General features: G+C 69.6%; 31 protein-coding genes. 17 read left to right on the top strand and 14 right to left on the bottom strand.

What is annotated here, in order from left to right; translation table 11 throughout:
* Positions 1–2: 2 nt before the first annotated feature.
* Positions 3–1,529: an aminotransferase-like domain-containing protein gene (locus EIZ44_RS09750; RefSeq protein WP_167754073.1), complete on the bottom strand. Its 1,527-nt coding sequence runs from the start codon at positions 1,527–1,529 to the stop codon at positions 3–5.
* Positions 1,530–1,549: 20 nt separating this feature from the next.
* Here EIZ44_RS09750 and EIZ44_RS09745 point away from each other — a divergent pair, with 20 nt between their 5' ends.
* The 6 genes from EIZ44_RS09745 to EIZ44_RS09720 all read left to right on the top strand — a co-directional run bounded on the left by EIZ44_RS09745 (position 1,550) and on the right by EIZ44_RS09720 (position 6,353).
* Entirely contained in the window at positions 1,550–2,794 is a 1,245-nt protein-coding gene (locus EIZ44_RS09745) for a Tm-1-like ATP-binding domain-containing protein (protein ID WP_134728340.1), read from the top strand.
* Entirely contained in the window at positions 2,781–3,602 is an 822-nt protein-coding gene (locus tag EIZ44_RS09740; RefSeq protein ID WP_134728339.1) for a phosphoenolpyruvate hydrolase family protein, read from the top strand. The genes EIZ44_RS09745 and EIZ44_RS09740 overlap by 14 nt, the downstream gene beginning before the upstream one ends.
* 19 nt (positions 3,603–3,621) lie before the next feature.
* On the top strand, positions 3,622–4,044 hold the full coding sequence (locus EIZ44_RS09735; RefSeq protein ID WP_043838738.1) for a cupin domain-containing protein: 423 nt from the start codon (positions 3,622–3,624) through the stop codon (positions 4,042–4,044).
* Between the two features lie 101 nt (positions 4,045–4,145).
* Positions 4,146–4,598, top strand: coding sequence for a solute carrier family 23 protein (locus EIZ44_RS45875; protein ID WP_134661373.1), 453 nt, complete (start codon positions 4,146–4,148; stop codon positions 4,596–4,598).
* Positions 4,526–5,494: a solute carrier family 23 protein gene (locus EIZ44_RS09725; RefSeq protein WP_167754072.1), complete on the top strand. Its 969-nt coding sequence runs from the start codon at positions 4,526–4,528 to the stop codon at positions 5,492–5,494. Before EIZ44_RS45875 ends, EIZ44_RS09725 begins: the two co-directional genes overlap by 73 nt.
* Positions 5,495–5,528: 34 nt before the next feature.
* Entirely contained in the window at positions 5,529–6,353 is an 825-nt protein-coding gene (locus EIZ44_RS09720; RefSeq protein WP_134728337.1) for an SDR family NAD(P)-dependent oxidoreductase, read from the top strand.
* A 24-nt stretch (positions 6,354–6,377) separates the two neighbouring features.
* On the opposite strand, the gene EIZ44_RS09715 is transcribed toward EIZ44_RS09720, so the two are convergent.
* A complete protein-coding gene (locus EIZ44_RS09715; RefSeq protein ID WP_134728336.1) occupies positions 6,378–6,902 on the bottom strand; it encodes a GNAT family N-acetyltransferase in 525 nt (174 codons plus the stop codon).
* A gap of 49 nt (positions 6,903–6,951) precedes the next feature.
* Between EIZ44_RS09715 and EIZ44_RS45400 the strand changes: the two genes are divergently transcribed.
* The 3 genes from EIZ44_RS45400 to EIZ44_RS09700 all read left to right on the top strand — a co-directional run bounded on the left by EIZ44_RS45400 (position 6,952) and on the right by EIZ44_RS09700 (position 9,726).
* Entirely contained in the window at positions 6,952–7,521 is a 570-nt protein-coding gene (locus EIZ44_RS45400; protein ID WP_240691260.1) for a CGNR zinc finger domain-containing protein, read from the top strand.
* 124 nt (positions 7,522–7,645) lie between these two features.
* Positions 7,646–8,338 (top strand): helix-turn-helix transcriptional regulator, encoded by a 693-nt coding sequence (locus tag EIZ44_RS09705; protein WP_134728335.1) that lies wholly within the window; start codon positions 7,646–7,648, stop codon positions 8,336–8,338.
* Positions 8,339–8,406: 68 nt separating this feature from the next.
* The gene (locus EIZ44_RS09700) at positions 8,407–9,726 is read left to right on the top strand and encodes an amidase family protein (RefSeq protein ID WP_134728334.1); all 1,320 of its coding nucleotides are present in this window, start codon (positions 8,407–8,409) and stop codon (positions 9,724–9,726) included.
* Between the two features lie 8 nt (positions 9,727–9,734).
* Here EIZ44_RS09700 and EIZ44_RS09695 read toward each other — a convergent pair whose 3' ends face one another.
* The 3 genes from EIZ44_RS09695 to EIZ44_RS09685 all read right to left on the bottom strand — a co-directional run bounded on the left by EIZ44_RS09695 (position 9,735) and on the right by EIZ44_RS09685 (position 11,384).
* Positions 9,735–10,370, bottom strand: a complete 636-nt coding sequence (locus tag EIZ44_RS09695; protein ID WP_037806638.1) for a TetR/AcrR family transcriptional regulator — start codon at positions 10,368–10,370, stop codon at positions 9,735–9,737.
* A gap of 4 nt (positions 10,371–10,374) precedes the next feature.
* Complete coding sequence (locus EIZ44_RS09690; protein WP_439098589.1) at positions 10,375–10,875, bottom strand: D-alanyl-D-alanine carboxypeptidase family protein; 501 nt, start codon at positions 10,873–10,875, stop codon at positions 10,375–10,377.
* A gap of 212 nt (positions 10,876–11,087) precedes the next feature.
* Complete coding sequence (locus tag EIZ44_RS09685; protein ID WP_037806109.1) at positions 11,088–11,384, bottom strand: YrhK family protein; 297 nt, start codon at positions 11,382–11,384, stop codon at positions 11,088–11,090.
* 105 nt (positions 11,385–11,489) lie between these two features.
* On the opposite strand from EIZ44_RS09685, the gene EIZ44_RS44635 reads away from it, so the two are divergent.
* On the top strand, positions 11,490–11,657 hold the full coding sequence (locus EIZ44_RS44635) for a hypothetical protein (protein WP_167754071.1): 168 nt from the start codon (positions 11,490–11,492) through the stop codon (positions 11,655–11,657).
* A gap of 1 nt (position 11,658) precedes the next feature.
* On the opposite strand, the gene EIZ44_RS09680 is transcribed toward EIZ44_RS44635, so the two are convergent.
* Positions 11,659–12,459 carry a pentapeptide repeat-containing protein gene (locus tag EIZ44_RS09680; RefSeq protein WP_134728332.1) on the bottom strand — a complete coding sequence of 267 codons (801 nt, stop codon included), beginning with the start codon at positions 12,457–12,459 and terminating at the stop codon, positions 11,659–11,661.
* Between the two features lie 46 nt (positions 12,460–12,505).
* Positions 12,506–12,922 (bottom strand): hypothetical protein, encoded by a 417-nt coding sequence (locus tag EIZ44_RS09675; protein ID WP_037806112.1) that lies wholly within the window; start codon positions 12,920–12,922, stop codon positions 12,506–12,508.
* Between the two features lie 86 nt (positions 12,923–13,008).
* Between EIZ44_RS09675 and EIZ44_RS09670 the strand changes: the two genes are divergently transcribed.
* The 4 genes from EIZ44_RS09670 (at position 13,009) to EIZ44_RS09655 (ending at position 16,357) form a co-directional block, all read left to right on the top strand.
* Positions 13,009–14,181, top strand: coding sequence for a sensor histidine kinase (locus tag EIZ44_RS09670; protein ID WP_205669757.1), 1,173 nt, complete (start codon positions 13,009–13,011; stop codon positions 14,179–14,181).
* Positions 14,178–14,783, top strand: a complete 606-nt coding sequence (locus tag EIZ44_RS09665) for a response regulator transcription factor (protein WP_037806115.1) — start codon at positions 14,178–14,180, stop codon at positions 14,781–14,783. The genes EIZ44_RS09670 and EIZ44_RS09665 overlap by 4 nt, the downstream gene beginning before the upstream one ends.
* Positions 14,784–14,854: 71 nt before the next feature.
* Positions 14,855–15,433, top strand: coding sequence for a TetR/AcrR family transcriptional regulator (locus EIZ44_RS09660; protein ID WP_134728331.1), 579 nt, complete (start codon positions 14,855–14,857; stop codon positions 15,431–15,433).
* Between the two features lie 45 nt (positions 15,434–15,478).
* Positions 15,479–16,357: an alpha/beta fold hydrolase gene (locus tag EIZ44_RS09655; protein ID WP_134728330.1), complete on the top strand. Its 879-nt coding sequence runs from the start codon at positions 15,479–15,481 to the stop codon at positions 16,355–16,357.
* Between the two features lie 9 nt (positions 16,358–16,366).
* Here EIZ44_RS09655 and EIZ44_RS09650 read toward each other — a convergent pair whose 3' ends face one another.
* The 4 genes from EIZ44_RS09650 to EIZ44_RS09635 all read right to left on the bottom strand — a co-directional run bounded on the left by EIZ44_RS09650 (position 16,367) and on the right by EIZ44_RS09635 (position 19,863).
* Entirely contained in the window at positions 16,367–16,855 is a 489-nt protein-coding gene (locus tag EIZ44_RS09650; protein WP_134728329.1) for a DinB family protein, read from the bottom strand.
* Positions 16,856–17,017: 162 nt separating this feature from the next.
* On the bottom strand, positions 17,018–18,109 hold the full coding sequence (locus EIZ44_RS09645; RefSeq protein WP_240691259.1) for a hypothetical protein: 1,092 nt from the start codon (positions 18,107–18,109) through the stop codon (positions 17,018–17,020).
* Positions 18,110–18,629: 520 nt separating this feature from the next.
* Entirely contained in the window at positions 18,630–19,460 is an 831-nt protein-coding gene (locus EIZ44_RS09640; RefSeq protein ID WP_134728328.1) for an SDR family NAD(P)-dependent oxidoreductase, read from the bottom strand.
* Between the two features lie 40 nt (positions 19,461–19,500).
* Entirely contained in the window at positions 19,501–19,863 is a 363-nt protein-coding gene (locus tag EIZ44_RS09635) for a nuclear transport factor 2 family protein (RefSeq protein WP_134728327.1), read from the bottom strand.
* Between the two features lie 78 nt (positions 19,864–19,941).
* Here EIZ44_RS09635 and EIZ44_RS09630 point away from each other — a divergent pair, with 78 nt between their 5' ends.
* Both EIZ44_RS09630 and EIZ44_RS09620 read left to right on the top strand, forming a co-directional pair.
* Positions 19,942–20,742, top strand: a complete 801-nt coding sequence (locus EIZ44_RS09630; protein ID WP_134728326.1) for a MerR family transcriptional regulator — start codon at positions 19,942–19,944, stop codon at positions 20,740–20,742.
* Positions 20,743–21,102: 360 nt separating this feature from the next.
* Positions 21,103–21,603: a hypothetical protein gene (locus EIZ44_RS09620; RefSeq protein WP_134728325.1), complete on the top strand. Its 501-nt coding sequence runs from the start codon at positions 21,103–21,105 to the stop codon at positions 21,601–21,603.
* 4 nt (positions 21,604–21,607) lie between these two features.
* Here the strand turns inward: EIZ44_RS09620 and EIZ44_RS09615 are convergent, their stop codons facing one another.
* Together EIZ44_RS09615 and EIZ44_RS45870 are read right to left on the bottom strand one after the other, a co-directional pair.
* Entirely contained in the window at positions 21,608–22,588 is a 981-nt protein-coding gene (locus EIZ44_RS09615; protein WP_134728324.1) for a GNAT family N-acetyltransferase, read from the bottom strand.
* A 50-nt stretch (positions 22,589–22,638) separates the two neighbouring features.
* Positions 22,639–23,529 carry a LysR family transcriptional regulator gene (locus EIZ44_RS45870; RefSeq protein WP_134728323.1) on the bottom strand — a complete coding sequence of 297 codons (891 nt, stop codon included), beginning with the start codon at positions 23,527–23,529 and terminating at the stop codon, positions 22,639–22,641.
* 132 nt (positions 23,530–23,661) lie between these two features.
* Between EIZ44_RS45870 and EIZ44_RS09605 the strand changes: the two genes are divergently transcribed.
* Positions 23,662–24,363 (top strand): flavodoxin family protein, encoded by a 702-nt coding sequence (locus EIZ44_RS09605; protein WP_134728322.1) that lies wholly within the window; start codon positions 23,662–23,664, stop codon positions 24,361–24,363.
* A 45-nt stretch (positions 24,364–24,408) separates the two neighbouring features.
* On the opposite strand, the gene EIZ44_RS09600 is transcribed toward EIZ44_RS09605, so the two are convergent.
* Complete coding sequence (locus EIZ44_RS09600; RefSeq protein ID WP_134728321.1) at positions 24,409–25,530, bottom strand: FAD-dependent oxidoreductase; 1,122 nt, start codon at positions 25,528–25,530, stop codon at positions 24,409–24,411.
* Between the last annotated feature and the right edge of the window lie 67 nt (positions 25,531–25,597).

Here is a 25,597-nt window from a genome sequence, read left to right as displayed (position 1 = left end):
GGTCAGCTGACACTCGCGATGCCAGCCAACCGTGCGACTGCTTCCTCCAGGCGGCCAGTCCTGCCAAAGGGAAGCCGGAGCATCTCGGCCTGCCCGCCGACTGACGAAAACGCCGGTCCCGGCGTGAACCGCACACCCGAGAGCCTCGCCGCGTCGGCCAGGCTCTCGGTGTCGACTCCGGGGGCTCTGACCCACAGCCCGCTTCCTCCGTCCGGCCGGGTCCACGACCAATGCGGCAGGTGCAGCGTCAGAGCCTGTTCGAGTTCCGCCAGGCCGTCGAGCAGCGTGGTGGCCCGTGTTTTCATGGCTTCGGCGGTGTGCGGCAGCAGTTCCTGCGCCAGGATCTGGCTCGGCAGCGACGTTCCGAGGTCCATCGCGACCTTCGCTCGCTGGAACCGTTCGATCATCGGACGCGGCCCGCGGATCCAGCCCACCCGCAGGCCTCCCCAGAACAGCTTCGACAACGATCCGATGAGGACCGACTGCGCGGGGTTGACCAATCCGAACAGGTTCGCGGCCGGCGGCGGGCGGAAGGCGAGGTGCGCGCTGGACGCGTCTTCGATCACCACGAAGCCGCGTTCGTTCGCGAGATCGGCGACCGTCTGCCGTTTTTCCGCGGACATGTGGACGCCGGTGGGGTTGTGCGAGGTGGGGAGGAGGTAGACGAAACGCGGATGGGTGCGCCGGGTGATGCGCTCCAGTGCCTGGACGTCGGCGCCGTCGCGCTCGACCGCGATGGTGTACATCTGCGCGCCGCGGGCCCGGAACGCTTCGAGCGCGCCGCGGTAGGAAGGGTCCTCCACGACGATGGGCTCGTTGTCGTCGATCCAGGTGCGGGAGATGATCTCCAGAGCCTGCTGGGACCCCGAAGTCACGAGAATCTGGTCGGGATCAGTGGGAACCCCGGTGCTCGTGCAGAGCGCGGCGATCGACTCGCGGAGGGGGAGGTGGCCGCGCGGTTCGTAGCCGTCAGCGGCCAGCAGCGCGTCGATGCCCCGGTCGGCGGCCCGCCGCCAGGCGTCGCCGACCAGGGGCAGGCCGGGGAGGCTGCCGCTGGAGAGATCGACGAACTGGCCGGGACGGGATTCGTCGCCGGCCCGGTCGGAGAAGCTGCTCAGGCGGCTGTCCGGCTCGAAGCTGGGCAACGCCGGGCTCTTCCGGCTGCCGTCGGGCCGGTGCAGGCGGGAGCCGCTTCCCTGCCGGCTTTCCAGCAAGCCTCCCTCGCGCAGCAGCGAATACGCCTCGGTGATCGTGGTGCGGCTGACGCCCAGGGCAGCGGCCGCGGCGCGTTCGGCCGGGAGGACCGAGCCGAAGGGGATCTCTTGCGCTTGCAGCGCGTCGAGAAGCGCCGCGGCCACCTGCTCCGCTTTGCGGCCGGCGTGCTGCTGCCACCCGGCGATGGCCTGCGCGAATTCCGTCGCGGATACCTGCCGCACCGAGTCCTCCAGCCAATTTCGGCCGATTGGCCTAGATGATCCAATTATCGTCTGGGCACACTCTAGCCCGGCCGGACAACGAAGACGGCGCACGATGATCCGTAGGGGAGTCAATGGCTACCGTGGCGATGCTCGGGACCCTCGATACCAAGGGCGCGGAGTTCCAGTGGATGCGCAGCCAGCTCGAAGGCTTGGGCCACCGCGTGCACCTGATCGACGCCGGTGTCGCCGGTCAGCCGGTGGGCACGCCCGAGACCACGCGCGAAGAGGTCGCCAGGCTCGTGGGAACGAGCATTCGCGAGCTGATCGAGGACGACGACCGGGGAAAGGCACTGGCCGCGATGAGCGCCGGAGCCGCCCGGATCGTCGCTGAGCTCGCCCGGAACGGCTCGATCGACGGGTTCCTTTCGGCGGGCGGTTCGGGAGGCTCGTCCATCGCCGCCGCTGCCATGGAGGCGCTGCCGGTCGGCTTCCCGAAGCTGCTGGTGAGCACCATGGCTTCCGGGGACGTCTCGCCGTACGTGGGCGCGTCCGACGTGACCATCATGTACAGCGTCGTCGACATCGCCGGAATCAACCGGCTTTCGAAGGCAGTGCTCGGAAACGCCGTGGCGGCGATAGCCGGGATGGCCGAGCGCTACGCCGCCCGCGAACCCGGGCCGGACGAGCGGCCGCTCGTGGCCGCGTCGATGTTCGGGGTGACGACTCCCGTGGTCGAAGCGTGCCGCGCCATTCTCGAGGACGCGGGATACGAGGTTCTCGTCTTCCACGCGACCGGTGCCGGCGGCCGCGCGCTGGAAGGGCTGGCAGCAGGCGGTTTCCTGGCCGGCGTCCTCGACCTCACCACCACCGAACTGGCGGACGAACTGGTCGGCGGGGTGCTCACCGCCGGTCCGGACCGGCTCACCGCGGCCGGGGCGCACGGCATCCCGCAAGTCGTCAGCCTCGGCGCACTGGACATGGTCAACTTCGGTGCCCGGAACACGGTTCCCCCGCAGTTCGCGTCGCGCCTGCTGTACGAGCACAACGCGACCGTCACGCTGATGCGCACGACCGTCGAGGAGTCCGCGCAGCTGGGCGAAATCCTCGGACGCAAGCTCGCCGCGGCCTCCGGCCCGACCGCACTGGTCATCCCGGGCCGAGGAGTGTCTGCTTTGGACACTTCCGGCGGCCTGTTCGAAGACCCCGCCGCCGACGAGGCCTTGACCAGCGCCGCGGTCGCCGCCGTCGCCGACAGCCCAGTCGAGGTGCTCCACGTCGACGCGCACATCAACGACCCCGAATTCGCCCGCGCGGCAGCAGAGACCCTGCTCCGCTACCTGACGGTGTCCGAGGAGAACAAGAATGCAGAGAACTGACCGCCTTTCCGCCTGGCGCGCCAAAATCGGCTCCGGCGCGCCGATCATCGGAGCGGGCGCCGGAACCGGTCTCTCCGCGAAACTGGCCGAGGCCGGCGGGGCGGATCTGCTGGTCATCTACAACTCCGGGCGCTACCGGATGGCCGGCCGCGGGTCGCTCGCCGGACTGCTGCCCTACGGGGACGCCAACGCGATCGTGGTCGAAATGGCGAGCGAAGTGCTGCCGGTGGTGTCGGAGATCCCGGTCTTCGCGGGCGTGTGCGGAACCGACCCGTTCCGCGTCATCCCGAAATTCCTCGACGACCTCAAGGGCATGGGATTCGCCGGGGTGCAGAACTTCCCGACCGTCGGGCTCTACGACGGCGTCTTCCGGCAGAACCTCGAAGAAACCGGGATGGGGTACCAGCTCGAAGTGGACCTGGTCGCCGCGGCCCGGGAACGGGACCTGATCACGTCGCCCTATGTCTTCGACCCCGAGCAGGCCAGAGCCATGACCGCGGCGGGAGCGGACATCGTCGTGCCGCACCTCGGATTGACGACGTCCGGTTCCGTCGGGGCGCGCACGGCAGTCACGCTCGAGGTCGCCGTCGAGCGCATCCAGCAGATGCGTGACGCCGCAGTGGCGGAGAACCCCGACGTCATCGTGCTCTGCCACGGCGGCCCGATCGCCGAACCCGAGGACGTCCGCTACGTCCTCGAGCACACCACCGGGGTCGCCGGATTCTTCGGCGCCTCGTCCATGGAACGCCTGCCGACCGAGCGGGCGATCGTCGACCAGGTCAAGGCATTCACCGCGCTGCGCGCGTGACCGAACCGAGGAGAACCGCATGCATGTCGAACCGGAAAAGACGCCGACGATGGTCCTCGACTGGGGAACCCTCAAGTGGCTGGTGAACCCGTCCACGATCGAGGGCGCCGAAACCACCGTCGGCGAAGTGATCGTCTATCCCGGACGCGGGCACGCGATCCACAACCACCCCAACGCCCAGGAAGTCATCTACGTCATCGAGGGCGAGGGAGTGCAGACGGTCGGCGACAGCGACCCGTTCCCGATCAAAACCGGCGACGCGGTGTTCGTGCCGCGCGGCGCGGACCATTCGACCTTCAACACCGGATGGCGGGCCCTGCGGCTGATCGTGACCTACAGCCCGGGCGGGGAAGAGCGCAACTTCCGGTCCCTGCCCGACTACGAGGAGGTCCCGGCCGGGATCACCCCGACCTGGGTCCGGGAAGCGCGCCCCGCCGAATGATCCGTTCAGCCGGGCAAGCCTGACCTCCCGGCCGCCGCTCGTGCGTGGGGGACGCACGGCGTGATCCACGCCCAGCCCGCCCCGTTCCGAGGGAGACGATCATGGTCGATCGGCCCAGAACCGCCCCGAACACCGCCCCCGCCGACGCCGACGCGGCCGTCGACGAGGTGCCGAGGTTCGGTCGGTTCGCGCTCTACAGCGTCCAGCACCTGCTGACCTTCTACGCGACGGTTCTCGTGCTGCCGGTCATCATCGCGGCCGGCATTCACCTTCCCCAAGCGGAGACGGTGGTGTTCCTCGCCGCCACGGTCCTCGCCGGCGGCATCGCCACGATCGTGCAGACGGTCGGTGTCTGGCGGATCGGGATCAGGAAACCGCTGGTGCTCGGCGGTTCGGCCGTGGTGATCGGCCCGGCAACGCCAACGGCGGCGGCATCGGCGGACTGCTGGCCGTCTTCGGCGCCTCCATCGTCGCCGGGCTCGTGCTCGCCGCCGCCTCGCCGCTGTACGGGGCGCTGCTCCGGGTGTTTCCGCCGGTGGTCACCGGGTCGGTGATCGCGATGGTCGGGCTCTCGTTGCTGCCGATCACGGTGAAGCTGATCGGCGGCGGCGAGCCGGGCACGAAGTCGTTCGGGAGCGCGGCCAATCTGACAGTCGCCGCGACGACCGTCGTGACGGTTCTCCTCATCTACCGGTTCGGCAGAGGCCTGCTGAAGAGCATCGCCATTCTCGTCGGCCTGGTCGCCGGGGGAGCCGTGGGCGCCGCCGTCGGGGTCGCCGACTTCAGCGGGGTCGCCGACGCGAGCTGGTTCTCGTTCGTGGTGCCGTTCCACTTCGGACTGCCGACGTTCAATCTGAGCGCTGTCCTGGCGATGACCGTCGCCGTCCTGATCGTGGGCGTGGAATGCACGTCCAGCTACTTCGCAGTCGGCGAGATCCTCGGACGGGGCCCCACCGACAAGGAAGTCCGCCGCGGGATCCTCGCCGAAGGCGTCGCCGCCGTACTGGGCGGGATCGTGGGTTCGGTCCCGCCGACCACGTTCAACGGCAACATCGGCCTGGTGCGGGCCAGCAACGTGAAAAGTCGCTGGGTCGTGGCGGCCGCCGGCGTTCTGATGGTCGTGCTCAGCTGCCTGCCGAAGGTGGCCGCCGTAGCCGCGGCGTTGCCGGCCCCCGCGGTCGGCGCCGCACTCATGACGCTGTTCGGCATCATCGCCACGGTCGGCATCCAGACCCTGGGAAAGGCCGACCTGCACAACGACCGCAACCTCATCGTCGTCGCGATAAGCCTCGGAGCCGGTTTCGTCCCGACTTCCTACCCGGAGATCTTCAACGCCTTCCCGCAGGGCCTGCAAATGGTGCTGCAAAGCGGAATCGTCGTGACCGCAGTCGTGGCAGTGGCCCTCAACCTGATCTTCAACGGGCTGCAGCGGCACGCTCCCGCCGAATAGGCGAATCCGCCTGCCCAGCAAGGAGAAATGCATCATGCACATCAAGACCACGGCGACCCGGACCCTGCCGGTCCGGCACCCGGAGGTGTTCCCCGTCCACGCGGGCAAACGCTTCATCGTCACCGGCGCGGCCGGCGGCCTGGGCCGAGCGACCGCGGAACTGCTGCTCGCGGAAGGCGCGCGCGTCGCCCTGCTGGACGTCCGAGGCGACGCCGTCTCCGCCGCGGCCCGCGAACTCGGCGGGCATGCGGCGCCGTTCGTCGTCGACCTGGGCTCGCCGGAGAGCATCGCAGACGCGGCAGCCGAAGCCATCTCGCACTTCTCGGGCATCGACGGCCTCGCCAACGTCGCCGGCATCGTCCGCCATTCCGACCCGCTGCAGATTCCGCAAGCAGACTGGGAAAGCCAGCTCGCAGTCAACGTCGTTGGCCCCTACGAACTCTCCAGGCTCGTGGCACAGCACCTGATCGAGGAAGACCGTCCCGGCGCGATCGTGAACGTCGCATCCGAGGCCGGCAAGGTCGGCCACGCCCAATCGCTCGCCTACAGCGCGAGCAAAGCCGCGCTGATCAACGAAACCAGGATGATGTCGGCAGCGCTGGCCCATGCGGACGTCAACGTCAACTGCGTGTGTCCCGGCGGCCTGCCGACCGCGATGCTCCGCCAGGTGGCCGACGCCTATTCCGACCGCATCCACGAACCGGCGGGCGACATCTTCGACGCCATGATCACCGAACAGGCCGGACGGCACCTCGACCTGACCGAGGTCGCCCGGGTCATCTCGTTCCTCCTGTCGGACAACGCGTTCGCGATCCGCGGCCAGGCGGTGAACGCGGACGGCGGCGGAACTCCGTATTGATCGCGACTGGCCCGTCTGGTTCCGTTAGCTGGCAGCGTCCGCTGCGCTGGGACGGACGGTTTTGACATAGCGGTGGACCGGCACGCAGACGGTGCCATGCCGGGTCGGGGCTTGGTGAACCATCGGCCCGGCGTCGCGCCAGCCCGCTCGCTCGTAAAGCCGCCGGGCGGTGTCGTTGGCAGGAACGACAGCCAGCCACGCCTCCCAGTGGGTTTCCGCGATCAGGCGCTCGGCGGCCTCGAGCAGAGCGGACCCGACACCCGTACCCCGCGCGGCCCGGTCCACTCCGAGTTGGATCACCTCGCCGTCGCCGACCCCGACGATGACCAGCCCCAGCAGACCCGGCCCGCCGTCGGTGGCGACCAGTGTCGTGCTCAGGTGGTCGGCCGCGAAGGTGGCGAAGTGCTGGGAATCGCGCACCGCCATGAGCTCGTCCGGGACACGGCCGCGGTGCCCGTCGAGCCACGCGGCCTCCCACATTGCGGCGATCCGCGGCAGGTCGGACGGTTCCGCCGCACGCATGACCGGTGCGGGCGAGGTACGCGTCATGGGACTTCCTTCCGCCGATGGACGTCACTGCCGTAAGATGTTTACGCCAGTGACGCTACTGAACAGGGAGGCAGGCAAGCAAGTGCGCCTGGACGCTTACGCCGACACCGGGCTGCTGGTCGCGATCGACCTCGTCAACCGCCTAGTCCTGCACCCGGAGGACAGCGCCTTGGCCGAGATCCTCGCCGTCGACCCGCCGTCAGCGGCCCAGGTGACGGCCGACGACGCCCCCGGATTCACCGCACTCGCCAACGCGCTGCGGCCGGTACTCGACAACCTGCGCGCCGGTGACGAGGACGCCGCAGCGACCAGGCTCAACAAGCTGCTCTCCGCGTACCCCGCCCACCCGCACCTGGCACTGGAGGAAGGACGCTGGCGCTTACACCATCACCCAGCTGAAACGTCCCTGGTGCCGATGTGGTCGGCGATCTGCGCGGAAGCCCTCGCCCGGTTCCTCGCCGACGGTCACGCTCGCCGAATCGGTGAGTGTGAGGCACCTGGCTGCGGACGGCTGTTCGTCGACACCACCCGCAACCGCATCCGCCGCTTCTGTTCGACTGCCTGCCAGGACCGCGTCAAAACCGCTGCGGCGCGTCGCCGCCGGACTGCTGGGGGCTGAAATTTCTTAGGCCCTACCCGCTGCAGTCTGCTGTCTTCAGCGGTTGCCTCGTACACTGCTCGTCCGAGCAGGGAGCCGACGGAGCTGAAGTCGCGCTCGCTACTTCGCACCGAAGCGAGGCAGTATGGCCCAGGAGTACGCACTGACGTGCGAAGCGATCGACATCGTCCTCTCTGACTCACCGCTGAAGGCAAAACGCCTCCAGCTCGGCGACGTCCTGCGTCGCATGCTGCGGGCGGACATCTTCGCCTCCTATGTCGGCGATTCGTCCGGCCCCTACGCCGACCCGGTCCAGCTCGACCTCGGCGACGACGCGCTTCGCGCCTACGACAGGCACTTTCGGCACGTCGACGACCTGACCCCGAAGCTTTTCGCGCGGGGGAGCGCTTCGCGGATCACTCCGGCCGCCGGGGTATCCACCGAGTTCGTCCAGGACTTCCTGCATCGCGGCGGGATGTACCACGGCATGAACTACTTCGCGGCCGGAGCCGGTCCCGGTTCGGTGGACCTGCGGCTGTGGCGGGGACGCGGCGGCCGCGCGTTCACCGAGGACGAGGCGCGGGTTTTCCGGTCTTTCGGGGATCTGGTCGCGCGGACCTGGCCCAGGGAGGCCCCGCCCGGGCAGAAGCCGTTGTCCCGGCGCGAAGCCCAGGTCGCGGAGCTGGTCGCGGACGGGTACAGCGACAAGCAGATCGCTGCGGCCCTCGGGATCGCGCCGCCGACTTTGCGGACCCACCTGAGCAACGCGTTCGCCAAGACCGGAGCCGCCAACCGCGCGGCTCTGGCGGCGCATCACCTCCGCCATCGTCAGAAATGACGATGGCGGAGACCGCGCGGCATGCCGAGACTCCCGGTTAAGCCTCATTCGCTGCAAAGGAGCCCCGGATGCCGCTTTCTCCGGCGGGCGTCACCGCCCACCCCGCTGTCCTCGAGCCGGTCGGACGACCCGAACCGGGGGAGTGGACGCAAACCTGTACTGCCGAGGACATCGCGACTCAGTTGCCGCTGGCGGGCGGGACGCCGTATCCGCTCGCGGTGAAAGCGAACATCGCGGTGCGCGGACTGCGGCGATCCGCCGGATGCGAGCTGTTGGACCTCGGACCGGAGGAGGCCGACGCCCCGGTCGTCGCGCTGTTGCGCCGCTCCGGCGCGGTGGTCGTGGGCATGGCGAACATGCACGAACTCGCCTTCGGGATCACGTCGCAGAACGCCTCCTACGGCGCGGTGTGCTTGCCGGATCGTCCGGGCTATCTGGCAGGCGGATCCTCGGGCGGCAGCGCCGCGGTCGTCGCGCGCGGCCACGCCGAGGTCGCATTGGGCACGGACACCGGGGGCTCGATCTCGATTCCCGCCAGCCTGTGCGGGGTCGCCGGATTCCGTCCCAGCACCGGACGCTGGCCGACGGCGGGCATCGTCGGCCTGTCGTGGACACGGGACGCCCCCGGGATCTTCGCGCGCTCGGTACGCCGCCTCGCGGAGATCGACCGGGCGATGCTCGGCGAAACAACGGACCGAGACCTTCCGCGGCCCCGGATCGGGGTGCCCACTGAGATGTTCCGCGAACTGCACCCCAGCACGCGAGCGGCGACCGAAGCGGCTTTGGCCGCGCTCGGGGACGTGGTCGAGCTGGTGCCGGTGCACCTCGAGGAGGTCTGGGAGCTGAGCCATGCCGCGGCGATGCCGATCGTGTGCTGGGAAGCCCGTCGGCTGCTCGGAGACGCCGTCGCGCGCGCCCTGGGCATGAACCCCGAGGAGGCGTTCGCCCGGCTGGTCGCGGGCGTGCGCAGTCCGGACGTCCGGCAGATCCTCGAAGCGGAGGCGTCGTCCCCGGTGTCGCCCGACGAATACGCGATCGCCCAGCGGCAAACCGAGCAAGCGCGAGCGCGCTACGCAGAACTGCTGCACAAGCACACACTCAACGCGCTCGCATTTCCCACCACCCCCGCACCGGCGCCGCCCGTCGACTGCGACGGCACCGTGGAACATCTGGGCAGCCGCGTCGACGCTTTCGAGCTCTACACCCGGAACACCACGCCAGGCGCCATGCTCGGCGCGCCCATGGTCACCTTCCCGCTCGCCACCCCCGCGACCGGCCTTCCGGTCGGGCTGACCGTCCAAGGAGGACGGTTCGACGACCGCCGGACCCTGCGCCTCGCCGAACGAATGGCGGAAACACTGTCGGACATCGTCAACCAGGCCGGTTGACCACCCGGCTACCGCGACTTCTTGGTTGTTCTGCGGAGTTTGCCGCGCAGCGCGCGGAGGGCGATCGGCCCGAGGTCGTCGACCACCTCGATGAGCACGGCCAGCCGGTCGAGCGCGTCCAGGGCCGCCTCGGTCCCCTCCGGGTCGACGCCCTCGTAGAGCTCCAGTCCGACGAACCCGGCGCTCACCGCGCGTGCGAGGCCCGGCGTGTCGATCACCTCGGCCACCGGGGAGTCGGCCAGCAATCTGGTCAAGGCACTCTCGATCGGGGCGATCCACAGCTGCAGGGCCGTCGCGGTCGCTTCGGCGAGTTTGGGGTCGGCCTGCGCGCCTGCGAGCATCTGGGCGAGCACCGTGACGTTGCCTTGCGCGCGTTCGTCGGCTTGCAGGGAGCGGCCCAGCGCAAGAAGCTGCCGCAGGTCGGTGACCTCGTCGAGGCGTTCGACAAACGGTGCGACCCTGGCCTGCGTCGCGGCGAGGCACGCGGCCTGCAGCAGGTCGTGGACGGTGCCGAAGTGGTAGAAGACCAGCGCCTGGTTGACCCCGGCGGTCGCCGCGATGCTCCGCGCCGTGGTGCCGTTGAGGCCGTGTGTGCGGATCGTCTCGATCGTGCCGTCGATCAAGCGTTGTCGGGTGTCGGCCACGGCTTCACCGTAGAGGCCCCGACAGCCGGTGACCGACGGCACCCGGGTGTGGCAACCGCTCCGGACGCCCGCCGGGCCAGTACTCGAAATGCCACCACTCGTTGTCGTACCTCCGATACAGGTGATGGCGCGCGCCATACCGCTCCAGCCAACGCGAGCCCTCGACTGGCCGCACGTCCAGGGCAGTCCCCGCGACGTGTCGGGACTCGTCCGGCGGCAGCGCCCGCAACCGAGCCGCCGCCGGCGACCCGCTCCGACGGACTTCCTCGGCGAACAAGCGCTCCTGCTCCCCGGCATCCCGATATCCCGAGGTGAGCCCGATGAGCTCACCGTCTCGCCATAACGCCTGCGTGCGCGCTGCGATAAACGCGGCACGGGTCGCGGGCGTAAGACCGGTGAGGTCTTCCGCAGGGAAACGCACTGCCAGGGCCCATTGGCAGGCGGTACGCCGGGCCCGACCCGGCGTGATCACGAATGCCACCGGCAGCAGCGCTATCGCCAGCATCCGGGTGACCGCCTGGTACCAGCGATCGCGGCGAAGTGCCCGGCCAGGATCGGGACGGACGCTCGTCATTGCTACCCCCACTCCGGTCGTGTGCACGACCGCCAACCCGCTTTTGAGCAGTTGCTCAAAACAGAGGATAGACGAGATTTGAGCAACTGCTCAAGCAGGTCTCCGCCCGAGATCGCTGGCCGCGGAGCAGGGGGGCGAGCCGGTCAGAAATCGGGCGTGGAATCCACGGCCCCGTCGCGGCGGATGCGGCGGAGGTGCACCGCGCGGGTCAGCCGGATCACCGGGCGGATCAGCAGTTCGATGCTGCCGATCAGGAAGAACCAGGCGGCCAGGGTGGCGAGGGACTCGTAGAAGAACAGGATGCTTCCGGCGACGAACCAGAGGGCGATGAGGATGTCGTTGCCGATGCTCAAGGTTTCGTACCGGCGGCGGATGATCAGTTCGTCGTGCCCGAAAGTGAGCACGAGGTCCGCCGTGTCCGGTCCGTTCGGGTGCGCCATGCCGCTGCATACCCGGGTGCCAGCACGGCTAATCCGTGACGAACGCGATCTCCGCGAAATCCGTAAGGGTTGAACTGCACTGAACCATTACCGCACGATGGCGGCATGGAAGAAAACCGTTGCCCCCGCTGTGGCTGGCCCTTGGCCGAGCTGCCCTCGTCCGCTGTCGTTCCCGCGTCGGCGGGCAGCCGGGCCGACTACGTGCGTTGTGTGTGCGGCAGCTGGATCGCGCGGCTCGGCGGGGTCGTCGTCGGGTCCACCCGCCCGCGCTGACTCACCAGCGGTCGGGGCGGGCCAGCCGCGGCGGCAGCTTGGTCTTGGCGTCGCCGCGGGCAGCGTTGACCTGGGACTGCGTAAGGAAAATGCTGTCGGTGAAGTCGGCGCCGCGGACGTCGGCGTCGCGCAGGTCCGCACCGATCAGGTCAGCGCGGCGCAGATCAGCGCCCCGGAGGTCGGCCGCGATCAGGTAGGCACCGCGCAGGTTCGTGCTGCGCAGGTCCGCGCCGGCCAGTTTCGCGCCGATCAGGTCGGCGCCTCGCCGGTCCTTCTTGCGCCCGGCACCGGCGCGGACCAGTTCGCTGGTGCGCACCAGAAGCGGGTTCACCTGAGCGCGCCGGGCGTCGACGTCGATGGCCAGCACCGCGTCCGCGTCCTCGGAGGTGATCTGCTCCAGTTCGGTGATCTCCGCGTCCAGGTCCGCGTGGATTTCGCGGGTCGTCGCCAGCGAGCGCGCCTCGGTGAGGTACCAGAGCAGTTCGTGCAGATGCCGCATCACCGGGAGCGCGGCGAACATCCGCTCGCGGGTTTCCGGGGCCTCCCGCCAGCTCCGGCCGCCGAAGGTCACCTGCGACACCTGCTGTCCGGCCCCGAAGCAGTCGTACCCGGTGCAGCCCGCGAAACCCTTGGGGCGCAACCGGTCGTGGATGCCGCAGCGGAAATCGGACCGCAGGTTCGGGCACGGGTCGCCGGCCCGCTTGTCGATCGCGAAATCGGCGGATTTGATGAAGGTGAGCGCGACGCAGCAGAGGGCGAAACAGCTCGTGCAGTCGGCGGTCAGGGTGCGGCGGTCGGGCAAGGTCTCTCCAGCGAAGGCGGGCGAACCTGTCCAGCGTAGTCGCCGCTCAACTGCCCGCGACGACCACGACGCGTCGGCGGCGCGATCGCATCGCCAGCGCCGCGAGCACGAACACCTGCAGCTCAGGCTTCATACCGGACAGATCAGCGGTGCCCGCGGTGAGGGTGCCGACGGTGTTCCCGGCCTCGTCGAGCTGCACGTGGTCACGACGCCCGGTCCGCCGGAAACGCAGCTCCGCACCGCCGCTCTCGACGCTCCAGGTGCGCGTGCCCGGCCGGTGAGTGCTCGCGAGCACCGACCCGTCGGCCGCCAGCAACTGGTAGCTGCGCAGCCGGCGGCGGATCCGATAGCTGACGCCGTCCAGCCGGAACTGCCCTCCGGACCGGCCCTCGATCACGGTGAGCAGGCGGCCGTCGCTGGTGATTTCGTACTTGGTCAAGCCGGACTTCGCGATCTGCAACATAGCCAAACTCCAGCATCGCCTCGTCCGGACCGCCCGTGCCGTTTGTCATGGGTGATCATCGGCGAGGCGGCCTTACCATGATCGACATGCGCGAACCCGATCCGGACCGGTTCTCGGCCCGCCAGTGGCCGGACTGGAGTTTCTGGACGGACGCGCACAGCGGAGGGCCCGGTCTGCATCGCGGCCGCGTCCGGTCCGTGGTGGTCAACGGCCTGATGATGGGCTTCCTGGCCACCTGGGTGATCGCGATCGCGGACGGGCAGTACGGACAGGTGCGCACCGGGCTCGTCTTCGGCTTCCTCGGCTGCTACGCCATCGCGTACCTGCTGGTGCTGTGGTTCGGCCCGCTCGCGCTGCGGCGGCAGCGGATCGCGATGGTCGCGGCGATGTTCGCGCTCGGCACCGCGCCCGCGCTGATCCTCGGTTCCCCGGCGTATCTGACCGGCCTCACCTACGCCATCGCCACCGGGCTCATGCTGTTGCCGCTGCGGTTTTCCCTGCTCCTCGGCACCGGAGCGGCCGTCGCCCAGATCGCGTGGATGCTGGTCAGCGACGGGCGGGTCGCCTGGGGCCAGGTCCTCACGCTCGTGGCCGTCACCGCGATCCTCGGCATCGTCTACGCGCTGACGTTCACCATCGGCCACCTCCGGCTCGCCCGCGAGCAGATCCGGCGGATGGCGGTGGACCAGGAACGGCAGCGCGTCGCCCGCGACCTGCACGACGTCCTCGGCCACAGCCTCTCCACGATGACCCTGAAACTCGGCCTGACGCGGCGGATCCTGGAGACTTCGGACAACACCGACGCGGCGCTCGCCGAGATCCGGGACCTGGACGACCTCTGCCGGGAAGCCCTCTCCGACGTCCGCGCGACCGTGTCCGACTACCGCACGGTGTCGTTCGCGACCGAAGTCGCCGGCGCCCGGATGGCGTTGCGCGCCGCCGGCGTCCAGGCTGAACTGCCTGCCGCGGCCGACGCTGTGGCTCCTGAACTGCAGGGCGTTTTCGGTTACGTAGTAAGGGAAGCCGTGACCAACGTACTCCGCCATTCCGACGCACAGCGCTGCGTCGTCCGCGTCGGACGGGACTGGCTGGAGGTCGCCGACGACGGCACTGTCCCGGCGGAGGTCGTCCCCGGACACGGACTGACCGGTCTCGCCGAGCGGATGGCCGCGGTGTCCGGCTCCCTCGAACATGGCCGCGGCCCGCACGGCGGCTTCCGGGTGCTGGCCCGCGGCCCGGCGGCCGGAGGCGCGGCGTGATCCGGGTCCTGCTGGCCGACGACCAGGCGCTCGTGCGCGGCGCACTGGCTTCCCTGCTGCGGATGGAATCCGACATCGAGGTGGTCGCCGAGGTCGGCTCCGGCCCCGAGGTCCTGCCCGCCGCGCAGCGGACCGCCCCGGACATCGCGCTCGTCGACGTCCAGATGCCCGGCCGCGACGGCCTCGCCGTGACCGCCGAACTGCGGCACGCGCTGCCGGAGTGCCGCGTGCTGATCTGCACCACCTTCAGCCGCCCCGGTTACCTGTCGCGCGCGATGTCCGCGGGCGCGGCCGGGTTCGTGGTGAAGGATTCGCGCCCGGAACAACTGATCAACGCGATCCGCCGGGTCCACGCCGGACTGCGGTTCGTGGACCCGGCGCTCGCCGCCGAATCGCTGGCCAGCGGCGCGAGCCCGCTCACCGACCGCGAGGCGGACGTCCTGCGCGCCGCGGCGGAAGGCGGAACGGTCGCGGACATGGCGCAGGCGCTGGGCCTGTCGGCGGGAACGGTGCGCAATCACCTGTCGTCGGCCATCGGCAAGACGCAGGCCCGCACGCGCGCGGAGGCGGTCCGGGTCGCCGAGACGAGCGGGTGGCTGTAGCGCTCCGGACGTAGCCAATCCAGGGCCCCCTTTCTTGATCGGACGTTCCAGAAAGGCGTAGAGTGCGGATCATGGTCCGCACCCGAGAGTTCGACACCGAGGCCGCGGTGAGCCGCGCGATGGAACTGTTCTGGTCGCGTGGCTACGAGGCGACCTCGGTGCGCGATCTGACCCAGCACCTCGGCATCGGGCAGGGCTCGCTGTACGCCGCGTTCGGCGACAAGGACGGCCTGTACCGGGCTGCGCTGGAGCACTACCGGGCCACGCTCGCGGCAACCGCCTTGGACAGCCTGAAAAACGGGGCCGACGCCCGCTCGGCGATCCGGACGCTCCTGGTCGAGCGGATCCGGATCGCCGTGTCCGACGACGGCCGCGGCTGCCTGGCCGTCAATGCCGTCTGCGAGCGCCTGCCGGGGGACGCCGCGACCCGGCGCACCGTGCGGGACATGCAGGACGCGAGTCAGGACGCGATCGCCGAGGTGCTGCGCGTCGCGGCGGAGCGCGGCGAGATCGCGACACCGCACGATCCGGCCACGCTGGCCGCCTTTCTGGTCACCTTCCTCAACGGACTGCTGGTCACCGCGAAGATCACCCCGGACGCCCGCGCCCTCGAACCCCTCGTGGAGGTAGCCCTCGTCGCCCTCGGCTGATGTTTTACGTCCTCAATATGGAACGCTCGATCAAGAAAGAGAACGATGCTCGACCACGACAGCACTCCCGTCCGCACCGGCCGCGCCGCGGTCAACGGAACGAGCCTCCACTACCGAACCGCCGGGTCCGGCCCCGCGGTCGTGCTGCTGCACGGCGTGCCGAAGACCGGTTACCACTGGCGGCACCTCGTCCCGAAGCTCACGCCGCATCACACCGTCGTCGTCCCGGATCTGCGCGGCCTCGGCGATTCCGCCCGTCCCGCAGGCGGATACGACTCCGCGACGATGAGCGACGACGTCGCCGAGCTGATGGCCGCCCTCGGCCACGAGACCTACGCCGTGGTCGGCGAGGATTGGGGAGCGGTGATCGGCTACCAGCTCGCCGCCCGGCACCGCGACCGCGTGCCGTCGCTGGTGTTCGCCGAGGCGTTGTTCCCCGGGTTCGGCTTCGAGGACCACACCGCGCTCACCGCCGAGAACGTCGCCGGCGGCATGCACCTGTGGCATCTGGGCTTCTACTTCCAGCCGGACGTCCCCGAAATGCTCATCGCCGGCCACGAACGCGAACTGATCACCTACATGATCAAGTTCGAGCGCAGCCGCCCGGACAGCGCCACCCCGGACGCGATCGAGGAGTACGTGCGCTGCTACTCCATGCCCGGCGGCATCCGCGCGATGCTCGCGATCTACCGGGCGATGCTCGTCGACGCCGAGCAGAATCGGCAAGCGGCGCAACGGAAACTGGACATCCCCGTCCTCGCGCTCGGCGGGTCGGCGTTCATCGGCGAACGCGCCGAGTCCCAGATGCGGATCATGGCGGACGACGTCACCGGCCTCGTTTTCGACGCCGGGCACGACCTCGCCGAGGAAGTGCCCGACGAGATGGCCGACGCGCTCCTTCCGTTCCTCGCCGAACACCGGTAGCCGGCGAGGTCAGGGGAGCGGCTGGTCGATCTGCTCGCGCAGGATGTCGCCGTGTCCCGCGTGCCGGGCGAACTCCTGGATCATCGCGAGCAGCGTCCAGCGCATGCTGACGGTGCCCTCGCCGGGAAACTCCTTGGTGTCGTCGAGTTCGAAGCGCGCAGCGATCTCCCTTGACCGCTGGCTGGCGCGTTCGTATTCGGCGATCACGTCGGCCACGGTCTCGTCGTCGGTCACGGTGAAGGTGCCGACGTCGCGCTTCGAGTACCCGTCGCATTCGGACTCGGCGAGCCCGGCCCAGAACCGCTGAAACCAGATCCGTTCCGCCGCGGCGGCGTGCTTGACCACGGAAATCGGCGTCGACAGCGACGCGACGAGCCGTCGCCGCGCGTCGGTTTCGGACAGGCCGCGGAGGGTCTCGACCAGCGCTTCGCGGTTGCGGTCGAGCGCGTTCTCGAGCAGTGCTCGTTCGGTGCCGTTGGTGATGCGTTCGGTGGGCATGGTTCTGCTCCGTTTCTCGGGCATGACTGGGGACGACCTGACGAGGCCGGGGATTGCTGAAGTGCTCGCGGGAGCGCGCCTGCACGGGCCAGGAAAGGCACCGCGGGCGATGATTGTCAGCCGGTCAACCCCGGCGACGGGAGGTATTCAACCACAACCCGGTCAGGCGCCGCCGTCCTCCGACTGCTCGGTCTCTTCCGCCTGTTCCGCCTTCTCGGCCTCGCGGAGCCGCTGCAATTCGTCGATTTCCGCCTGTTGCGCACTCACGCGAGCACGCAGTTCCCCCAGTTCAGCGTGCAGCGGTGCCAGCGTTTCGGCGTAGATCTTGGTCGCCTGGCTCAACTGCGCAGCCGACTCCGCGACCCGCTGATCAGCCGCCAACTGCACGCCGCGCACCCGCTCGTCCGCCTCCGCCGCCTGCTCGCGCAACCGCTGCTCTTGCTCCCGCGTCCGGCTCTCGTGCTCGGCGGTCAGCGATGCCCGCAGTTCCTGCTGCGCCTCCGCGGCCGTGCGGCGCGCCTGTTCGAGATCCTCGACCGCCGTCGCACGCAACGCGGAGATCTCGCGCTGCAACACCGTGACCCGGTCATGCGCGGCCGCCGCCTGCTCGAGCGCTCGCTGCCGGTTGTTCTCGGCTTCGTCGCGGACCGCCAGCGCCGCTTCCTGCGCTTTCCTTGCCGTGGCGGCGTTGGCGAGCGCGGCGTCGCGCTCCTGCCGGTCCACTTCGGACTGTTTCCTGGCCGCTTCCTCGGCCGCTCGCGCTTCCTCCTCCGCCGCTACCGCGTGTGCGCGCTCGACGTTTGCGACCCGGGCCTGTTCCAACGCCTCGTCGCGGGCAGCTTCGGCCTCTTCCCGCGCTTTGAGGGCGGCCGCGGTCTGGTCGGTGACGTGCGTGCGCAGCGCCGACAGTTCCGCGTGCAGCGGGTCCAACGCCGACAGCGCCGACCCGAGCTGCTCGTCGAGCGCCCGGGTGTCGAGCTGGGTCATCGGCTGATCGGGGCCGTAGACGGTCACCCAGATCTCGCGCTGCTCGTCGAGCATCGCGCACGTGACGACCTTCGCGCCCCACCGGCCGTACCGCTCCGGATCGGCCGGGCAGTAGGGCGTCGGCCGCCCCCCTTGCCGGGGGATGGGCGGCAGCGGCTGCCCGCAGTACGCGCAGCCAGCCTCGTCCCCGGCGGCCAGCGCCCGCACGGTCGCCTCCCGGCGTTCCTCCCGGCTTCCGCGCCGGATCGGCGGCCCCACCGTCTCCATCAGTGCCCCTTTCCGCAGGTGGGAACCACTCTACAGTTCGCGTTTCAATACTCAAACACCAGGTATCAGTTAGCAAAGCAGAACCTATCGACGAAGGCAGGCGGGTTCAACTATATGGATAACTGAGATTATTGATATAGTTGAAGCGCAGAGCGGGTGCCCCGCCTGTTCGAGCTTGGCGGGGGCACTCGAAAAAGTGGTCAGCCACACTTGGTGGCGACGCCGCCGGTCACTCCGCCCTTGAGGTAGTAGGGGCGCCGTAGTATCGAGGAAATCTCGGGGCGGATATGCCTGACCAGCACCGGGTGCCGGAATCTGGGGCCCAGTCGAGGCGGGCGAATCGCCTGTGGCCCCTAATAGCTGCGGCGACATGATCGCCGCCAGCGTCGCTGAAGTCCTTGCACAGCAACCTGAACTTGCGCGCTGAAGCCTCGACATGCTCGCCCGCAGCAAGCGGTGCGCGGCGGACGGCCGCCTCCGCCCGCCGCGCCGCTCAAGCTGTGATTCCCGTAGCCGCTAGCTAGAAGTCCGTGCTGCGTGAGAGCTTCTCGTTGGCGCGCAGCTCCATGAGGGCGTTCTCGTGCATCGCGGTGACGATGTCGTAGCCGGAGTTGCCGAGCACGATCCGGCGCGGCGGAACGGGTGCGTTCATCGCGCTGATCACGGCCCGCACTCCCCGCACGGGATCACCCTCTTGCTTGCCGTTGTGGTCCACGAACGCCGCCTTGACGCTCTCGACCATCGGCACGTAAGCGTCGACGACCTCGTTAACGGGCTGGTCCTGGAAGCCGGTGAAGGCCTTGGTGCGGGTTGCTCCCGGCTCTACGACGAGCACCCGCACGCCGAACGGCTCGACCTCGAGCCTCAGCGTCTCCGACAGTCCTTCGACCGCGAACTTAGCCGCCGAGTAGTAGCCGAACCCCTGCGCGCTGACGAGGCCCGCCACTGACGACATGTTCATGATCCAGCCGCCGCCGCGTGCCCGCATACCCGGCAGGACCGCACGCACCACGTCGACCACGGCGAACAGGTTGAGGTCGAACGTGCGGCGGATCGTCTCGTCAGGGGCCCCTTCGATCGAGCCGAACCAGCCGCGGCCCGCGTTGTTGACGAGCACGTCGATTCCGCCGAACCGCTCCTCCGCCGCCTTGACCGCCGCACGCACCTGCTGGGCATTGGTGACGTCGAGCTCAAGAACCAGCACGCGGTCGCCGTAAGGCTCAGCCCATTCCCGCAGTTCAGCAGGCCGACGCACGGTCACCGCGACTCGATCGCCCTCGTCCAGTGCGGCCTCGGCGTAAGCCAGACCGAACCCTCCGGGCGTCCCACCAGTGATGAACCAAGTCTTCATGATCTTTTCTCCGTCGAAGATTGAGATGACGTGGGTTCGGTCAGGCCGGGTGGTTGGCGATGACGAGTTCGGCGATGCGGTCGTCCCGGAGCGTGAACCGGTAGTCGAGCTCGGCGACACCACCCGGGAAGGTGCCTTCGAGCCGCACGGTCACCACCCAATGGGTGTCGTCGGCGCGGTGGGCACCGATCTGCTCGGTCGTGTACTCGAACTCGGCCCCGGCGTCCCGCAGGAACGCGTAGGTCTCCTCTCGGCCGCGGAAGGTCTCGTCCTGGTCGACGATCACCGCGTCCTCGGTGAGGAACGACGAGGTGGTGTCGGCGTCGTGGACGACGTGGGCGGCGAAGAACTCACGCACGGTGGTCGGGAGCAGATCGGACTGGGAATCGGTGTTCTGCGTCATGAGCCCACCGTGTGACCTCGCGGCACGGGAGGGTCAAGCCGTGGACTCTCCCCCAGGGGGAGAGTCCACACTGAACACGTGCTGACCATCGGGGAGTTCTCCCGCCTGACCCACCTGAGCGTGCGGACCCTGCGCCGATACCACGAGGCCGCCCTGCTGGAACCCGCGGTGGTCGACGAGACCACCGGGTACCGCCACTACAGCCTCGACCAGATCCCGACCGCCCAGGTCATCCACCGCCTCCGTGAACTCGACGTCCCCCTCGGCGATGTGCAGCGAATCCTGCGGACCCCCGACCCCGACGTCCGGGCGGCCCTGGTCGCGGACCACCTGCAACGCCTCGAGGACGTACTCGACCGCACCCGGGCCGCGGTCGTGTCGCTGCGGCGCCTGCTGCGGCCCGACCCCGCGCCGATCGAGGTCGAGCTGCGTGCCGAGCCCGCCCGGACGGTGGCGGCGGTGGAGGCCGTGGTCGAGCACGGCGACGTCGAGGCGTGGTTCGCTGGCGCGACGGCCGAGTTGACGTCGGCCGTCGGCGCCGCCGCGACCGGACCGCTGGGCGGCTGCTACGACAACGCCCTGTTCGAACAGGAACGCGGTCACGCGCTGGTCTACCTGCCGACCGCCGCGCCGCCTCGCACCGGACGCGTGCATCCCGTGGTTCTTCCGGCTGCGGAACTGGCCGTCACCACCCACGTCGGCGAGCACGACGGCGTCGAGGTCACGTACGGCGAACTCGGGACCTGGGTGGTGGAGAACGCGATGTCGGTGGCCGGGCCGGTACGGGAGGTCTATGTTGTCGGCTCTCGTGACGCAAGCGATCCCGCCGCGTGGCGCACGGAGATCGGCTGGCCGGTGTTTCGTGTCGGGGTCCCGTAGTACTCGCCGAAAAACGGGCGGATATGCGTGACCTGCAGTGATGTGGCGTTATCCGCGGCGGCGCGGGCTGGACAGCGTTTCGGTGGCCTGGTGGACGGCGGCGAGGCCGGGTTTGACGTAGCGCTGCACGCTGCGCAGGCTCTTCTGCCCGGTCTTGGCCATGATCACGTTGGCGGAGGTGTTGGCGTCGCCGAGGTGGGTGCCGGAGCTGGTGCAGGCGGAGGCCGTCCCCGTAGGGGCCGAGCAGGATCCGGGCGCGGTCGTAACCGAGCCGGGCCCGCCCGGGGACTCCGGACCGGTGGACGCGCAGCCACCGTGCCAGGATCAGCCGCCACCACGTCGGAGGTATGGGGGACGCTGATGACCGAGAGCGAGCTGCCGGGGTTTTCCTTCTCTCTGCGACCCGCTACGCGTGCGCCCGGCAGCGTCGCGCCAATGCTGAACGGCGATCTCGACTACGACGCACTGGTCATCGAGGCGTGCCAGGTGCTCGCGACGACGGATTGCGCGTTCACCGTCCGCGGCTTCGGCGGAAGCTGGCCGGTGGACGTCGCCTACGACCTGTCGACGCTGGTCGAACAGCTTCCCGGCCTGCTGCGAGACCTGCGTGCCCGCCACGACGGCGAGATCGACTTCTACGGCCAGGGCATCGAGCGGACCCTGCACTTCCGGCCGCTCGCCGGGCAAATTCACGTCACCTGCACGTCCAGGACATCCTGGACTCCGGATCCCGCTGTCGAAGTCATCGACGGCACCCGTCTGGAAGAGATGATCCTCCGGCTGATGTCCGTGTTCAGCACTTCGCTGGAGACAGCGCGCTCCCCGCTGGCCGACGCGCCGCCGTTCCTCACCTGGCGGTGAACCCTCACAACTCCCGGCTCACCACGCTGCCCGTCCGCACGGTCGCGAATCCCAGCCGGTGGTTCACCGCGATCATGTGCGTATTCGCCGCACCCGTACCCGTCCAGATTTGCGCCACGCCGGGTCGGTCCGTCGTGAACCACCGCAGCATCTCCGACTTCATCGCCAATCCCAGCCCGTGCCCGCGATGCGCGGCGAGCACCGCGGTGTCGCCCTGGTGCAACCGCTCCGGCAGCAGCGGCCGCGCCTCCAGCTCCGTCAAGCCGACCACCTCGCCCCCGGAAGAAACCGCCACCACCGTCCGATGCTCGATGCCCCGTTCGCGATACGAGCCTTCGATCCGCCGCACCCGGTCCACCGACCAATCCGGCGCGCCGAACTCGGACTCGCCCAACGGCGCATCGCCGATCGCCGCGCGAGCCTTCGCATACGCGGAGACCAGTGACTCCGGCGGAGCGGCGACCCACCGCATCAGCCGGTATCCGGCAGGCACCGCGATGTCCCACCGCCTGCGGTCGACTTCGCTCAGCTCCATGATCTGCAGGACAGCCGTGTGCACGATCCGGAATCCCAGACCCTGGGCCCAGCTTTCGCCAGGACCGCCGGGGGTCAGGTTCCAGCCCTCCGCCCGCGTTCGGCCGCGCGTCCGCAGCATCGGCTCCAAGGCGTGGAAGAACTCTGTCCCGATGCCCTGGCGCCGCACGTCCGGATGGACGTGGAGCCGCACGAGGGCGAGCTGTTCGTTCCCGTCGGCGGGCAGCGTCACGATCGCCCTGGCGACGAGCCGGTCGTCCCGGTGGGCGGTCCACACCAGCTGCTCGCCCGCCTGGATCTGCGGCGCGCGCACTCCGGAGATCGTCTCCTGCCGCGTCATCGGCGGACGTTCCGGGGAATCCAGCCGGCAGGCGGAAAACTGCAGCTCGTGCAGTGCGTCCCAGTCCGCGTCGCTCGCCCGGTCCGCGCCGAAAAGCCGTACGTCCAGCACTGTCGCCCCCCTGATCGAAATCAGCCCCTCCTGGCAACCTACCTACGTCCCTACGCCGGCACGGAAGCGCGCAGCAGCAGGTCCCGCAGCGCGAGCGCGACCTCCGACGGCTTCTCGGGCAGGAGGACGACCTGGTCGGCCGTGGTCGACGGGCCGGTCAGCGGGATGATCCGCAGGCCCGGCGGCTGGTGGTCCAGCGCCGATTCGACGGTGATCCCGATGCCCGTCCCGGCCGCGACGTGGCCGGCGATCGCCTGCACGCTGTCGGCGGTCCGGATGATCCGCAGATCCGCCCCGCTGATCCGGAACGCGGACAGCAGACGGTCGCAGAGCCCGCTGTTGATCTGGTGCGGCCAGGTCAGCAACGCGGTCGAGGACAGTTCGGCCGCGCTCAGTTCCTTGTGTCCGGCAAGGGAATGCGCGGCGGGCACCAGTGCGACGAACCGTTCGGCGGACAGCACCCGCGCCCGCACGCCGTTGATCCCGCCGGTCGCCCAGCCGATGCCGAGTCCGACGGTTTCCGCGCGCAACGCGGCGAGTTGCGCCGTGGTCGGCATCGGCTCGGGCACGATCGTGACGTCCGGGAACTGCTCGCGCAGCCGCGGCAGGCAGCGCAGCAGCACCTGGTAGGCGGTGTATTCGGCGTGGGCGACGACGAGCGTGGTGCGTTTCCGGTCGCCGCCGGCGAGGGAGCGGCCGCGTTGCTGGAAGCGGCTCAGCTGGGCGAGGGTGGCGTGCGCGTCGGGCAGGAGGGCTTCGCCGAGGTCGGTCAGCGAGACGCGGCGGCTGGTGCGGTGGAACAGCTTGCCGCCCAAGGTTTTCTCAAGGCGGCGGACGGCGTCGCTGACCGTCGGCTGCCCGCGGTGCAGGCGCTCGGCGGCGCGGCCGAAATGCAGTTCCTCCGCGACCGTGACGAACGCTTCCAGCTCGATCCTGTCCACCGGACCAGGCTAGCCCGATCGATCGGTGAGACCGATCGCTGGGTGCTGGAGAACGGCGTTGATGACATCCGGGGATCGGGATGAGATGGGGAGCAAGCAGGGGATTTCCCCACGACCGGAAGAAGTTTTCGCATGACAGCCACTGCCGTTGACGGCATCCCCGAGGCCACGGTGACCGTGGTCTGCCATTCGGTGCACGGGCACACCCGCCTGCTGGCCGAGCATCTCGCCGAAGGGACGCGGCAGGTGCCGGGCGTGCGGGTGCACGTCGTCGACCTCCGCGCCGAGGACGTCTCCGCGGGCCGCTGGCACGACAGCGAGGTCATGGCGCTGCTGGACCGTTCCGACGCGATCGTGATGGGCTGCCCGACGCTGATGGGCAGCGTGTCCGCAGTGTTCAAGGCGTTCATGGAAGCCGCCTTCACGCCGTTCACGACGCAGGCGTGGAAGGACAAACTGGCTGGCGGGTTCACCATGTCCGCGTCGCAGAGCGGGGACAAGCTGACCGTGCTGCAGCAGTTGTCGGTGTTCGCCGCGCAGCTGGGCATGCAGTGGATCGGCGTGGGCGACATGCCGGGCAACAACTGGAGCGGCGGGTCCCGCGACGACGTCAACCGGCTCGGTTCGTGGCTGGGGCTGATGAGCCAGAGCCACGCCGACCTCGGCCCGGAGGACGCGGGATCGCACGGCGACCGCGTCACCGCGCAGCGCTACGGCGAGCAAATCGCCCGGCTGACGCAACGGTGGGTCAACGGCGTGCCGTACGAAACCGGCCGGATGACCGAGCACGAGGCCCGCGCGCTGTCCGCTTCGCTGCGGGAGGCGGTCGCCTGACCGCGGCGGGGGTGCGGTCCGTGACCTGACCGCACCCCCGGAGTCCTACGTCCCGGCGACGAATTCGGCGAGCAGGCCGTGCGGTGCGTCGGGGCCGAACATCTGCCGTTGCAGGTGCGCGCCCTCGGCTGCGGTTTCCGCGCCGCGCGGGAACATCGCCTGCTCGTACTCGGCGAGCGCGGTCTCCACGTCGTCCGGATGCGCGGCGAGGGCGAGCCCGAGTTCGGCGCCGTCGAGCATGGCCAGGTTCGCGCCTTCCCCGTTCGGCGGGGCGAGGTGCGCGGCGTCGCCGACCAGGGTTACGCCCGGCACCCGCTTCCATTCGTGCCCGATCGGCAGCCCGTAGTGCGGCCGGAGGACCGGTGCGGTGTCGCTTTCGGTGATGAGCGTGGTCAGCGCCGTCGACCAGCCCTCGTACTCCGCCGCGATCCGGGCGGTCGCGGCGGCTGGGTCGGCGAAATCGATGCTGTCGAACCATTCCAGCGGCCGGGTCAGCCCGATGTAGGCGTGCAGGATTCCGTCGCGCTCGCGGTGTGCCGTGATGCCCTGGTCCGGCGAGAGCGCCAGCAGCATCCCGCCGCCGACCGCCTCGGCCGTGGCCGGAAACCGTCGATCGGAGTCGTAGACGAAGGTCTCGACGGCCGACGCGCCGGTGTACTCCGGCTTCGCCGAAGACAGCAGCGGCCGGACTTTCGACCAGGCACCGTCCGCGCCGACCAGCAAGTCGGTGGTGACCGTGCTTCCGTCGGCGAACGCGACCTCGTAGCCCTGAGCCAAGGCGCGCACGCCGGTGACCTTGTGTCCCCAGTGGACAGTGCCCTCCGGCAGCGAGTCGATCAGCAGCTGCCGCAACTCACCGCGGTGGACCTCGGGGCGGCCGCCGGTGCCGTCGTCTGGTTGTTTGAACAGCACTGTCCCGTCCCGGGACAACAGCCGCAGCTCTTGTCTCCCTTCCAAAATCAGGTCGCGGAATTCCGAAGTCAGCCCGGCGGCTTCGACGGCGAGCTGACCGTTGTAGTCGTGGATGTCGAGCAAGCCGCCCTGGGCGCGCGACGTCGGCGAGGGCTCGGCCTCGTAGACGGCGGCCGGGATTCCGTGGACGTGCAGGACGCGGGCGAGCGTAAGGCCGCCGAGCCCGGCGCCGACGATCGTGACGGACGTGTTCATGACAGGGCTCCTTCTGTCGAGAGTTCTGGTACGCCATTCCATATTGGAACGGCGTACCAGATGTGTC

It is taken from the genome of Amycolatopsis nivea (assembly GCF_004522235.1).
GTDB lineage: Bacteria > Actinomycetota > Actinomycetes > Mycobacteriales > Pseudonocardiaceae > Amycolatopsis > Amycolatopsis nivea.
This window is presented reverse-complemented; position numbering and strand designations above follow the sequence as displayed.